Genomic DNA, 15175 nt, shown 5'->3' with positions numbered 1-15175 from the left:
CCCTGCACCACCATGAACATCGTCACGCCCCGCTCCCGGGCCAGCGTGCGCAGGCCTTCGAACGTCCCGGCCGACACCTCCACTGCCGTGGTGTGTCCGCGATATCCCGGCGTTGTCGGTCGGCTGTGGTCCGTGGGAAGGGTCAGTTCCTCCGGGAGGTCCGCCAAGGTCTCACGCCAGTAGGCCAGTTGGCGGGACAGGACGCTGCCTGTTTCGTCCTCCTGGCCCAGCAGGTCCCGCTGCCACAACGCGTAGTCCGCGTACTGCACCGGCAACGGCTCCCAGCCGGGAGTCTCGCCACGGCGCCGAGCCGCGTACGCCGACGAGAAGTCCCGTGCCAGCGGTGCCATCGACCAGCCGTCCATGGCGATGTGGTGCACCACCAGGACCAGAACATGCTCCTCGGGGGCCAGCCGGAACAGGCGGCAGCGGATCGGCACATCGGCCGACAGGTCGAAGGTCTGTCCGGTCACCTCCGTCAGCCGCGCCGGCAACTCCGTCTCGGTGACCGCCACCACCGGCAGCTGGAAGCCGGCCTCGCCGACCGTGAGCACCCGCTGATACGGGACACCGTTTTCGGCCGGGAAGACGGTACGCAGCACCTCATGGCGCTCCAGCACATCACCGAACGCCAACTCCAGAGCAGCGCTGTCGAGTTCACCGCTCAGCCGGACGGCCGTCGGGTTCACATACGTCGTACTCGCACCCTCCAACTGGGCCAGGAACCACAACCGCTGCTGCGCGAACGACAACGGCACCCGCTCCGGACGCTCCCGCACCGTCAGCCCGCTCCGGACACCACCGGCAAGATCCACCGACCCCAGACGCCCGGCCAACGCCGCCGGCGTCGACGCCTCGAAGACCTCCCGCATACCGAGCTCCGCACCCAGTGCCACACGGATCCGGCTCAGCAACCGCACCGCCAGCAGCGAATGCCCACCCAGCGCGAAGAAATCGTCCTCCACACCCACCCGCTCCAGACCCAGCACCTCGGCAAACGCCGAGCAAACGATCTCCTCCACCGGAGTCGACGGCTCCCGCCCCTGTGCAGCGGTCGGATCCGGCGCGGGCAGGGCCTTGCGGTCCAGCTTCCCGTTCACCGTCAACGGCAGTGCATCCAGCACCACCACCGCCGACGGCACCATGTACTCCGGCAACCGACCCGCCACGAACGCCCGCACCAGAGCCGGCAAGTCCCCCTCCACCGGCTCGTCGGCCGCCACGACATAAGCCACCAACCGCGGGTCACCCGGAATGTCCTCACGCGCGACGACCGCCGTCTGGTCCACGCCGCCATGGGCCGCCACCACCGCCTGCACCTCACCCGGCTCGATCCGGAAACCGCGGATCTTCACCTGCTCATCCACACGACCGGCGAAGACCAGGTTCCCGTCAGCGGTCCACCGCGCCCGGTCACCCGTGCGATACAGGCGTGAGCCGTCACCGGTGAACGGATCCGCCACGAACCGCTCCGCGGTCAGGCCCGGCCGGCCCAGGTAGCCACGCGCCACCTGGACGCCGCCGATGTAGACCTCGCCCACTGCGCCGACCGGCACGGGTTGCAGGGAGTCGTCGAGGACGAGCGTGCGCATGTTGGCGATCGGCCTGCCGATCGGCACCACATCGCCGACCTCGTCCCCCTCACTCAGCGTGAACGTGCAACACCCCACCACCGTCTCCGTGGGACCGTACTCGTTCACCACCACCGACCCCGGCGCCGCCTCCCACCACGACCGCACGGCAGCCCCGGTCAGCGCCTCACCACCCACCACCCAGCGACCCGCACACCTATCCAGCACATGCGCCGGCACCAGCCCCGCCACCGCCGGCAGATGCCCCGGCACCACCTTCACCACACTGAACCGGCCGCCCCCCGCAACAGCCTCCGCCAGACCGTCCACACCACCAGCGCCCGCGACCCACACCGCCGCACCCGACGCCAACGGCACCGCCACACTCGTCACCGTCAAGTCGAACGACAACGACGAATGCAGTACCCCGCCCACACCACCCGGCACAATCCCGTACTCACCAGCCGCCCACACCGCATAATTCACCAGACCGGCATGTGACACTCCCACGCCCTTGGGCCGTCCCGTCGACCCCGACGTATAGATCACATACGCCAACTGCTCCGCTACCAGCTGTACTCCCGGATCCACCGACGGCATCCCAGACACCATCACCTCCGTCAGCGGATCATCCACACACACCACCCGCGCATCCCCGGCCGGCAGATCACCCACCACGTCCTCGGAACCCAGCACCACCCCGACACCACCATCAGCCAACATGAACGCCAGCCGCTCCACCGGATACGCAGGGTCCAACGGCAGATACGCCCCACCCGCCTTCCACACCGCGAGAACCGCCACCAACAGATCCACCCCAGCCGGCAGGCACAACCCCACCACCGACTCCACGCCCACGCCCTGGCCCGTCAGAAAGTGCGCCAACCGATTCGCCCGCACCCCCAACTCGCCAAACGTCACCACCACATCCCCGTCAACCACCGCCACCGCATCAGGACACCGATCCATCCACCCCCCGACCAACCCTGGCACCAAACCATCCGGCACCCCGACCGGCACACCCGTCCCAGCACGAACCAAGAACTCCCACTCCTCGCCACCCAGAACGGGCAGGGACCGGAGTGAGGCGGAGGAGTCCTGTTCCAGTGCGTCCACGAGGTTGGCCACTGCTGTGGCCATCAGACGGCAGACATGTGCGGGGCTGTTCGGCTGGATCACTCCCACGGAGATGACAAATCCGGTGCCGGTGTCGTCGACGGCCACGTCCAGCGGGTAGTTGGTGGCCTGACTGTTCCGCAGGCGTTGCACTGCTTCGGGTGCGATACCGGACTGCGGTGTCTCGACCGGCCCTCTGCCGTGCCGGTAGTTGAACAGGGCCGTGAAGAGCGGGAGCGGGGAGTCGACTCCACTGGACTGCTGGGCCAGGGCGAGCGGGGCGTGTTCGTGCACCAGCAGGTCGGCGAGTTGTGCCTGCATCGAGGCCACCGCGTCGGCGACGCCCGTCGAGCCGATCCGGACCCGTACCGGCAGGGTGTTCATGAAGGGACCCGCCACGCGCTCCGCGCTGTTGCCGGCGGTCATGCGACCCAGCAGCACGGTGCCGAACACGACGTCGTCGCGCCCTGACAGGGCCGCGAGTACTCGGGACCAGGCCACGTGGAACACCGTCGCCGCCGGTACGCCCAGTGCCCGTGCCTGTGCCCGCACCCGGGCCGAGGTCTCGTCGTCCAGGGCGAGGTGCGTGCGGCTGATCGGCGCGCCGGCGCCATGGGCGTCCATGAGACCGAACGGCGCCGTGGTCTCGGTGACGTCGCCGAGCAGTCGTGTGAAGTGCCTTTCGTGCTCCTCCCTGGGAATGCCCAGTCGGGTGTGCGCGACGAAGTCCCGGAACAGGGGCGGGTCCGGGAGTTGATCACCCTTGCCCTCCGCCAGGACGGGCAGTTCGGCCATGACCATGTCCCACCCGGTGTGGTCCTGCAGCAGGTGGTGCATCTGAAGGAGCGCCAACCAACGGCCGGAACCGTCTGGGGCCTCGGCCACGGTCGCCCGCAGCAGCGGAGCACTACCCAGTCCCATGCGGGAGCCGGCGGCCCTGAGCATCTGTTCCACCGGGTCCGTGCCACCGTCGACCACGGTCCGCACCACCGGGATCGCTGCCGACCGCCACACCACCTGCACCGGCTCCGGAAGCCCTTCCCACACGATGGCGGTGCGATAGACGTCGTGCCGGTCCACCACTTGCTGCAAGGCCGCCAGCACGCGTTCCATGTGCGCGCAGGACTCGAACTCGGCGAAGGTCGGCACCAGATAGACGTCTTGAGCGCCTTCATGGTCCGACATCAGATGGTGGAAGAACATGCCTTCCTGCAGCGGGGCCAACGGGTAGATGTCCGCGATGTTCGCCGCGCCGCCCTGGACACACTCCGCGATCCGGTCGAGGTCGGCCTGCGTGAGGTCGACCAGCGTCACCATGTCCGGGGTGATCCGTGCGGCACCGTCGGGGATCAGGTTCGGCGGCACCTCCACCTGGGGCGCCCCCGCAACGGCCGCGATGCCGGCCGGCGTCGGTGACGTGAAGAGTGCCTTGACGTTCACCGACACCCCGCGCGAGCGCAGTTTCTCGACCAGTGACATCGCGATCAGGGAATGTCCGCCGAGAGCGAAGAAGTCGTCGTCCACGCCGACTCGTTCCAGACCCAGCACCTCGGCGAAGGCCGTGCACAGCACCTCCTCCACCACGGTGGCCGCGCCGCGGCCGGAGGTGACCGCGTGCACCGGAGCGGGCAGGGCCTTGCGGTCCAGTTTCCCGTTCACGGTCAGCGGCAGCGCGTCGAGGACCACATATGCCGACGGCATCATGTACTCGGGCAGACGGTCGGCAGCGTGGGAACGGACGAGGGCGGGCAGGTCACCGCTGTCGGATGCTCGGGCGGGAACCACGTAGGCGACGAGCTGCCTGGTCCCCGGGATGTCCTCGCGCACCGTCACCGCGGCTTGTGCCACCTGCGGGTGCTCGGCGATGGCGTGCTGGATCTCGCCCGGCTCGATCCGGTGCCCCCGGATCTTCACCTGGTCGTCGGCCCGTCCGACGAACTCCAGCCGCCCGTCGGGCAGTTGCCGTACCAGGTCGCCGGTCCGGTACAACCGCGAGCCGGCGCCGGTGAACGGGTCGGCCACGAACCGCTCCGCGGTCAGGCCCGGCCGTCCCAGGTATCCGCGGGCCACCTGTGCTCCCCCGATGTACAGCTCGCCGGGGACACCGCTGGGTACCGGTTGCAGGTAGGCATCGAGGACGTGGATTCGGCAATCACCGACCGGCAAACCGACCGCGGGCGCGCGTCCGGTGATCTCGTTCACCTGGCCCGCGGTGACCATGACCGTGGTCTCGGTCGGGCCGTAGGTGTTCACCAAGGTCCGTCCGGAGCTCCATGCCCCGGCGATCCGGTTCGGCATCGCCTCGGCGCCGAGCAGCAGTGTCGACAAGTGAGGGAAGTCGGCAGGATCGAGGGTGTCGAGCACGGACGGCACCCAACTGGCCGCACGGGCTCCGCATTCGCGGGCCAGCACCGCCAGCGCCCCGCGCTCCAGACGCTGGCGGGCCGACGCGATCACGAGCGTTCCGCCGCCCGCCAGCGTCACGGCCACGTCGAACACGGATGCGTCGAAGCTGAACGAGGCGAACTGCACCACCGGGACCCCGGCCCCGGCGCCGAGGATCGGGCCGAACGCCGAGGAGAGGTGCAGGGCGCCGCGGTGCGGGACCTGCACGCCTTTCGGGCGGCCGGTGGAACCGGACGTGTAGATGACGTAGGCCAGTTGGTCCGGCTGAACCGGAACGCCGGGGTCGGCACTGGGCAGTCCGGCCAGTTCGGCGACGGTCTCCGCCGCGTCCAGCAGGAGCATGTCGCGGGGGCGGAGTCCCGCCGCGGTCGTGCCTTGGGCGAGCAGGACCGCGACGGCACTGTCGGACAGCATGAACGCACGCCGCTCCACCGGAAACTCCGGATCCACCGGGAGATAGGCCGCCCCCGCCTTCCACACCGCGAGGATCGCCACCACCAGGTCGATGCCCCGTGGCAGGCACAGGCCCACCACCGACTCCGCGCCGACACCGCGAGCGATCAGCCCGTGCGCCAGCCGGTTCGCCCGGGCCTCCAGCTCTCCGTACGTGATCGTGCTGTCCTCGCAGACCAGGGCGAGGACGTCCGGTTGACGCTCGGCCCGCCGCGAGATCACGTCGTGGACGCCGGTCGGCTCACGCCGTACGGCTACCGCCCGGCGGCGCTGTCCGCCGTCCAGGATGCCGATCCGGTGCAGTGGCGTGTCGGGGGCCTGTTCCAGCGCCGTCACCAGGTTCTCGACGGCCGTGTGCATCAGGGTGCAGACCTGCTGCGGATCGGCCGGGTCCTGTGCGCCGACAGCGATGAGGAATCCGGCACCTGTGTCGTTGACGGCCACGTCGAGCGGGTAGTTGGTGTGGCGGCGGCTGTAGACCAGGCCCACACCGTCCAAGGGCTGCCGGGTGGCCCCCGGGCCACGGTCGTGGCGGAAGTTGAAGATCGAGGTGAACAGCGGCGCGGGGGCCTCGACGCCGCTGGCCCGCTGAGCGAGCGCGAGCGGGGCGTGTTCGTGGACGTGCAGGTCGGCCAGCTGGCCCTGGATCGCGGACACCGCCTCGGCGGCACTGAGCGCGCTGATCCTCACCCGCAGCGGCAGGGTGTTCATGAACGGCCCGGCGACACGGGCGGCTGCGGCGCCGGCGTTCATGCGGCCGAACAGCACCGTGCCGAACACGACGTCGTCACGGCCGGAGACCGAGGCCAGCACACGAGCCCAGGCGACGTGGAACAACGTCGCGGGTGACACGCCGAGGTCCCGTGCCCGCGCCCGGACGCGGGCCGACAGCTCCGTGCCGACGGGCATGCGGTGTTCGGACGACTCCGAGCCGTCGCCGCGCACGTCGAGGAGCCCGTACGGGGCGGTGGTCTCGGTGACGTCGCCCAGCAGGTCCGCGAAGTAGCGCTCGTGCTCCTCGCGCGGTACGGCCGTCCTGGCGTGCGCCACGAAGTCGCGGAACGACGGCGGTTCGGGCAGCAGGCGGCCGTCACCGCGCACCAGGGCGTCGAGTTCGTCGAGTACGACTTCCCAGCCGGTGTGGTCCTGCAGCAGATGGTGCATCTGGAGCAGTGCCAGCCAGCGGCCGGAGCCGTCGGGGACGGCCGCCACCACGGCGCGCATCAGCGGAGCACGGCGCAGATCCATACGGCCGGCGGCGTGGGCGAGGATCCGGTCCAGCGCATCCAGGTCGGCGTCGGCGTCGAGGACCGTCTCCGTCACCGGGAGCTGAGCCTGGCGCAGCACGATCTGGAGCGGCTCGGGCAGCCCCTCCCAGAGGAGGACGGTGCGGTAGATGTCATGCCGGTTCACCACCTGCTGCAGGGCCGCCAGCAGGCCGTCCAGGTGCTCACGGGAGTCGCAGCCCACCACGGTCGGCGACAGGTAGACGTCGTCGACACCCTCGGCGGCGGTCAGCAGGTGGTGGAAGAACATGCCTTCCTGGAGCGGGGCGAGCGGGTAGATGTCCGCGATGTTCGCCGCGCCGCCCTCGACACGCCCCGCGATCCGGTCCAGCTCCGCCTGCGACAGGTCGACCAGCGTCACCATGTCCGGAGTGATCCGCTGTGCACCCGTCGGGATCAGGTTCGGCGGCACCTCCACCTGCGGGGCCCCGGCCTCGGCCGCGATCCCCGCCGGCGTCGGAGACGTGAACAGTGCCTTCACACTCACGGCGATCCCCTTGCTGCGGACCTTCTCCACCAGCGCCATCGCCAGCAGTGAGTGCCCGCCGCACTCGAAGAAGTTGTCGTCGACCCCGACCCGCTCCAGGCGCAGTACCTCGGCGAAGGCCGCGCACAGGATCTCCTCGACGACCGAGGACGGGCCCCGGGCCCCGGAGGTACCGGCCGTGAACTCGGGCTGCGGCAGGGCTTTCCGGTCGAGTTTTCCGTTCGGTGTCGTGGGCAGGGAGTCGAGGGCGACCACCGCCGCGGGGACCAGATGGTCCGGCAGCCGCTCCGCCACGTAGGAGCGGAGGTCCGCGGCGAACGCCGCCGGTGCGGACAGCTCCGGCTCGACGGGCACGGCGTAGGCGACGAGCCGGTGGTCGCCGTCCTCGCCGCGTTGGGCGATCACCGCTGCCAGGGACACGGCCGGGTGCGCCGTGAGGACGGCCTCGATCTCGCCCGGCTCGACCCGGAACCCGCGGACCTTGACCTGGTCGTCGGTCCGCCCGGCGAACACGAGTAGGCCGTCCGCCGACCACTTGACGCGGTCACCGGTCCGGTACAGCCGTGAACCGTCCGCCGCGAAGGGGTCGGGGAGGAACCGCTGGGCGGTCAGACCGGGACGTCCTGTGTAACCGCGGGCCAGGCCCGCGCCGGCGACGTAGAGCTCGCCGACGACACCGGGCGGCACGGGCCGCAGGAAGTCGTCGAGCACGTACGTCCGGGAATTGGGTACGGGGGTGCCGAGCGGCACCACTCCGCCGACCAGCGGTACGTCGCCCAGGCGCGCGGTCACCACCGCGATGGTCGTCTCGGTGGGGCCGTAGTGGTTGGCCACGATCCGGTCGCCCGGCACCGCGAGCGCCTCGGCGGCGAGGTCCGGAGAGACCACTTCACCACCGAGCAGGACGGCCCGGGTCGGACGGAGCAGGCGTTCCATGCCCACCGCCGAGGCCAGCGCGCGCAGGTGCGAAGGCGTCACCTTGAAGCAGTCGATGCCGTGCCGGGCGAGATAGTCGGCGACGGCTGCCGCGTCGGTGACCTGGTCCTGGGCGAGGAGGTGGACCTCGCCGCCGGTCGCCAGGGCGGTGTAGACGATGGTGTTGGCGAAGTCCGTGACCATCGCCTGCATCAGCAGCGTGCGGCTGCCCGGTGCGCCCCAGCCGATGCGGGGCGGGACCACCGCCACGTAGTCCGCCAGGCTCGCGTGCGTGACCTGCACGCCCTTCGGGCGGCCGGTGGAGCCCGACGTGTAGATGACGTACGCCGGGTGGGCGGGCAGCAGCGGTGTGGTGCGGTCGGTGTCGTCCAGGTCGTCGGGCCGGGCGGCGGCCACCCGTGCGGCGAATCCGGGCTCGTCCAGAACGTGGACCGGCCGGTCGGCGCCGGTCCGTGCCAGGTCGGCGAGTGCGGCCGTCGTCAGCGCGCAGGACGCGCGGGCGTCGTCCAGCACGAATGCGATGCGATCGGCGGGGAACTCCGGGTCGACCGCCGTATAGGCCGCTCCGGCCTTGAGGACGGCCAGCACGCCGGTGATCAGCTCGGGTCCGCGCGGCAGGCAGAGTCCGACCAGCGTCTCCGGGCCCACGCCGGTCGCGGCCAGTACCCGTGCCACGCGGTTGGCACGGGCGTTCAGTTCGGCGTAGGTGAGGGCCGTCTCACCGCAGACCAGGGCCACGGTGTCCGGGATGCTCGCGGCCCGCTGTTCGAACTCGGGAATCACCAGCCCCGGTGTCTCCGCCTCGGCGCGGTTCCACTGCCGCAGCACCTGCTCCAGTTCTCCGGAGCCGAGAACCGGCGCAGCACTCAGCCGTGTCGCGGGATCCTGGGAAACGGCTTCCAGGACCCGTACCAGGCGGTCGGCGAACCTCTGCGCCGAGTCCGCGTCGAACAGGTCGGCGGACAGCGTGACTTCGCCCCGCAGTCCGGCGACGGCGCCGTCCTCGTCGGTGGACTCGCCGGCGTGGACGTAGACGTCGAACTTCGCCGCGGTGGTGCCGGCGCGGGCCACCTCGACGCGTACACCGGGAAGATCGAGCATCGCCTGGTCGGTGTTGTGCATGGCGAGCATGACCTGGAACAGCGGCTGGCGTGCCAGGGAGCGGGTCGGCGACAGGTCCTCCACCAGGTGCTCGAACGGCACGTCCTGGTTCGCGAGCGCGGCCAGGCTCGTCCGGCGGGCCCGGTCGAGCAGGTCGGCGAACGTGGGGTCGCCCGAGACGTCGGTGCGCAGCACCAGGGTGTTGACGAAGAAGCCGACCAGATCGTCCAGCGCCTCGTCGGTCCGGCCGGCCACCACGGACCCGACCGGGATGTCGGTGCCCGCGCCGAGCCGCGCGAGCAGCATCGTCAGACCGGCCTGCAAAGCCATGAACACGGTCGCACCGCGGGCGCGCGCGAGGTCGGTGAGCCGTTGGTGCGCCTCGGGCGAGAGGTGCCAGCCGGCCGTGTGCCCGAGGTGGCTCGCGACAGCCGGCCGAGGGCGGTCGGCCGGGAGCGGCAGTTCCTCGGGGGAGTCTGCCAACGTCCGTCGCCAGTACGCGAGTTGACCGGACAGCACACTGTCCTGGTCGCTCTCGGAGCCCAGCAGTTCCCGCTGCCACAGGGCGTAGTCCGCGTACTGCACCGGCAGCGGCTCCCAGCCCGGGGCCTCGGCCCGGCAGCGCGCCGCGTAGGCCGTCGACAGGTCCCGCGCCAGCGGGGTCATCGACCAGCCGTCCGTGGCGATGTGGTGCACCACCAGGACCAGCACGTGCTCGTCGGCGGCCAGGCGGTACAGGCGGCCGCGAATCGGGACCTCTGCGGACAGGTCGAAGGACTCGCCGGCCGCCTCGGTCAAGATCGCGGTCAGCTCCTCCTCGGCCACCGGGACCACCGGCAGATCGAAGCCGGCCTCCTCGACCGTGAGCACGCGTTGGTACGGAACACCGTCCACCGCCGGGAAGACGGTGCGCAGCACCTCGTGCCGGTCCATGACGTCCCGGACGGCCGCCTCGAACGCGGCCGGGTCGAGGCGGCCCGACAGCCTCAGGACCATCGAGTTCACATACGGCGTCGCCGGGCCCTCCAGCTGGGTCAGGAACCACAGCCGCTGCTGCGCGAACGACAGCGGCACCCGCTCCGGGCGCTGACGGCCCGTCAGCCCGACCCGGGCGACGCCCGCCGACTCCAGACGTCCCGCCAACGCGGCCGGCGTCGGGGCGTCGAAGACCTCACGGATGCCGAGCTCCACGCCCAGCACCGCACGGATTCGGCTCAGCAGCCGCACGGCCAGCAGCGAGTGCCCGCCGAGTTCGAAGAAGTCGTCGTCCACACCGACCTGTTCGAGACCCAGCACGGCCGCGAACGCCGAGCACAGCACGCCTTCCAGCAGCGTGGCCGGCGCACGGCCGACCGTTGCGGCGGCATGCTCGGGAGCCGGCAGCGCCGCGCGGTCCACCTTGCCGTTCGCCGTCAACGGCACGCTCTCCACAACGACCACGGCGGGCACCATGTAGTCCGGCAGGCGCTCGGCGACGTACGCCCGGACCGACGCCGCCACTTCCTCGTCGGTCTCTGTACCCCGGCCGTCGGCTCTGACGACGTAGGCGACCAGCCGTCGTTCGCCGCCTGTGTCCTCGCGTGCGATCGCCACCGCCTGGCGCACCAGCGGGTGCCCGGCGACCACGGCCTGGACCTCACCCGGCTCGACCCGGTACCCCCGGATCTTCACCTGGTCGTCGGCGCGTCCGGCGAACACCAGGTTTCCCTCCGCAGTGCGCCTGACCACGTCGCCCGTCCGGTACAGCCTCGACCCGTCCGCCGCGAACGGATCGGCGACGAAGCGCTGCGCGGTCAGGCCCCGGCGGCCCAGGTAGCCGCGGGCCAGCGCGGCTCCAGCGACGTACAACTCCCCGGACACCCCGGCCGGTACGGGTTCCAGACGCTCGTCGAGGACGTACAGCCTGACGTTGCCGATCGCGGAGCCGATCGGCGCCAGCCCGTCGGCCAGCCGGTCCGGCGTGAGCCGGGTCGCGGCCACGCCGATGGTGGTCTCGGTCGGGCCGTAGTGGTTCGCCACGATCCGTCCGCCGGCCACGGCGAGGAGCTGCGCCACGAGGTCCGGGGACGCGGCCTCGCCGCCGAGCAGGAGTGCACGCCGGGGCAGGAACGGCTCCGGACCGCCCTCGGCGGCCAGGGCCGCCAGGTGCGACGGCGTCACCTTCATGACGTCGACACGATGTCGGGCGAGGTAGGCGGCCAGGCCCTGCGGATCGGTCGCCAGATCCTCGTCGAGGACGTGCAGTTCGCCACCGCGGGACAGGGCCGTGAACAGCACGGTGTTGCCGAAGTCGGTGACGGCCGCCTGCACCAGGGCATACTTCTCCCCCGGCGCCCCGATCCCGACCCTGCCGGGCACCGTGGCCACGTAGTTCGCCAGGCTGTCGTGGGTGACCTGCACACCCTTCGAGCGGCCGGTCGAGCCCGATGTGTAGATGACGTACGCCTGTTGTCCGGGCAGCACCGCCACCTCGGGATCGGTGGAAGGCATCGCGTCGAGCAGGATCCGGGTCTGCGGGTCGTCGAGCGCCACCGAGCGCGCCCGTCCGGCAGGCAGATCGTCCAGCACGTCCTCAGTCCCGATCACCACCGCGACGGCGCTGTCGTCGAGCAGATACGCCAGCCGCTCGACGGGGAGCCCCGGGTCGATGGGCAGATAGGCGCCACCGGCCTTCCAGACCGCGAGGATCGCGACCGGTACCTCGGTCCCACGCGGCAGACACAGACCGACCACCGACTCCCGGCCGACGCCCTGGGCCATCAGAAAGTGGGCCAGCCGGTTGGCCCGGGCGTCGAGGTCGCGGTAGGTGAGGCGCGCACCGCCGGCGACCACCGCGACCGCCTCCGGGTCACGCGCGACCTGTGCGGTGAACAACTCGGGCACCGACGCCCCCGACAGCTGTACGGCGGTGTCGTTCCCTTCGTGCAGCAGCCGGCCCCGCTCGGCCTCGTCGAGTACCGCTACGTCGCTCACGCGCACGGTGGGGTCGGCCGCCACCGCGTCGAGCACCCTCACCAGGCGGCGCGCGAACTGCTCCGCGGACGCCGGGTCGAACATGTCCGCGGCCAGGGTCACCGCACCGCGCAGTCCGGCGGGGGTGCCGTCGGCGTCGTAGGCCTCCTCCAGGGCCACACCGACGTCGAAGCGCGCGGCCATCGAGGGGTTGGGCAGCACCTCGACCGAGACGCCGGGCAGGTCGAGCACCGCCCCGGCGGTGTTCTGCAGGGCGAGGTTGACTTGGAACAGCGGGTGGCGGGCCATCGACCGGGTCGGAGCCAGCACGCCGACCAGGTGCTCGATGGGCACGTCCTGGTGCGCCAGGGCGGAGAGGCTGTTCTCGCGGACCCGGTCGACGAGTTCCCCGAAGGCCGGGTCGCCCGAGACGTCGGTCCGCAGCACCACGGTGTTGACGAAGAAGCCGACCAGGTCGTCCAGCGCTTCGTCGAGCCGGCCCGCCACCGGCGATCCGACCGGAATGTCGGTGCCCGCGCCCAGCCGGGACAGCAGCACCGCGAGCGCGGCCTGAGCCGCCATGAAGAGCGTGGCCCCTCGGCCGCGCGCCGCCGCCAGCAGGCGTCGGTGCGTCTCACCGGACACGTCCAGCCAGGCGGTGTGCCCCCGGTGGCTGGCCACCGGCGGCCGGGCGTGGTCGACCGGGAGCGCCAGCTCCTCGGGCGATCCCTCCAGCGCTGAACGCCAGTGGTCCACCTGACGGGCCAGCATGCTGTCCGGGTCGTCCTCGGAGCCCAGCCGCTCCCGCTGCCAGAGTGTGTAGTCGGCGTACTGCACCGGCAGTGGTTCCCAGTCCGGGGCCTCGCCCCGGCACCGCGCCGCGTAGGCGAGGGAGAGGTCGTGCATGAGCGGCTTCATCGACCAGCCGTCGCCGGCGATGTGGTGGAGGGCCACCAGGAGAACATGGTCGTCGGGGGCCAGCGCGAAGAGCCGGACGCGCAGCGGGACGTCGGAGGCCAGGTCGAAGGGCTCTCCCGCGGCCTCGGCGAGTTGCTCCGTCAGTTCCGACGCGGTGGCCTGGACGGCGGGAAGCTCCCAGGTGAGGGTGGCGGGGGCAAGAATGTGCTGATACGGCTCGCCGTCGCCGGACCGGAAGACGGTGCGCAACACTTCGTGCCGTGTCACAACGTCCCGGAACGCCTCCGCCAGCGCCTGCTGGTCCAGCGGGCCGGTCAGGCGCAGCGCGATCGGGTTGACGTAGGTCGTGCTCGGGCCCTCCAGCCGGTCGAGGAACCACAGTCGCCGCTGCGAGAACGACAGAGGCACCCGGTCCGGTCGCGGACGCGGCGTCGGCCGGGACCGGCCGGCCGCGCCCCGGCCGAGGCGGGTGGCCAGCAGGGCCGGACTCGGCGCTTCGAACACGGCACGGACCGGCACCTCCATGTCCAGGGCCGCGCGGATCCGGCTGACCAGCCGGGTGGCCAGCAGCGAGTGTCCGCCGACGGTGAAGAAGTCATCGTCGGGCCCGATCGCGTCCACGCCGAGGACGTCGGCGTACAGCGAACACAGGGCCGCCTCAAGGGCGGTGGCGGGGGTGCGGCCGGTGGAGTCCGCCCCGTGGTCGGGGGCGGGCAGGGCCCGGTGGTCGAGCTTTCCGTTGACGGTCAGCGGCAATGCGTCGAGGACCACGACGGCGGAGGGAACCATGTACTCGGGCAGGCGCTCGGCAGCGGACGAACGCACCAGCGCGGGCAGGCCACTGCCATCGGACCCGTCTCCGGGTACCACATACGCGGTCAGCCGCCTGTCCCCCGGGACATCCTCCCGGACGACCACCGCTGCCTGCGCCACCCGCGGATGCGCCGCGACCACGGCCTCGACCTCGCCCGGCTCGATCCGGAACCCGCGGATCTTCACCTGATCATCAGCGCGCCCGACGAACACCAACCGCCCGTCCGCACGCCAACGCACCCGATCCCCGGTGCGATACAACCGAGCGCCATCGGCCGCGAACGGATCAGCCACAAAACGCTCGGCGGTCGCCCCTCGACGGCCCAGATAACCGCGCGCCACCTGCGGACCGGCCACATACAGCTCACCCGTCACCCCGGGCGGGACCGGCTGAAGGAAGTCATCCAGCACATACACCCGGCTGTTGCCCGCCGGCATGCCGATCGACGGTGCCGCCGCCACACCTGAGTCCACCGACCCGCAGGTCACCATCACCGTGGCCTCGGTCGGACCGTACGTGTTCACCAGCCGACGGCCCTCGGCCCACACCCGCGCCGTCCCCGCGCTCAACGCCTCAGCGCCCGACACCACCGTCGACAACCACGGCAATCCGGCCGGATCCAGCACACCCAACAGCGACGGCACGACACTCGCCGAGCGCACCCCACCCCGGCGCACCACACCCGCCAGCGCAGAGGTCTCTGCCCGCTCCCGCCCGGAAGCCACCACCAGCGTGCCGCCACCGGCCAACGTCACAGCGATGTCGAACACCGAGGCATCGAACGCGAACGACGCGAACTGCAGCACCGGCACACCCGGCGCGACGCCCAGCACCGGTCCGAACACCGACGCCAGATTCACCACACCCCGATGTGCCACCAGCACGCCCTTGGGCACGCCCGTCGAACCCGACGTATAGATCACGTACGCCAACTGACCCGGCACGACCCGGACACCGGGAGCGGTGCAGGGCACGCCAGACAGTTCAGCGCCGGTCCGGGCGTCATCCAGCAGCACCACATCAGCGGCGCTCAGGCCGGCGACGGCAGCACTCCGGCCCACCAGGACCTCACACCCGCTGTCGGCCACCATGAACGCCAGCCGCTCCACCGGATACTCCGGATCCAACGGCACGT

General features: G+C 71.3%; 1 protein-coding gene. It reads right to left on the bottom strand.

The window, feature by feature from the left end; genetic code table 11:
* A partial coding sequence (locus ACYF6T_RS43080; protein ID WP_461703440.1) for an amino acid adenylation domain-containing protein occupies nt 1-15131 on the bottom strand: 15131 nt, incomplete at its 3' end.
* Nucleotides 15132-15175 lie beyond the last annotated feature (44 nt).

Source organism: Streptomyces sp. 7R007 (genome assembly GCF_054850255.1).
The sequence above is the reverse complement of the archived record's forward strand: the minus strand, read 5'-3'. Positions and strand labels throughout refer to the sequence as shown.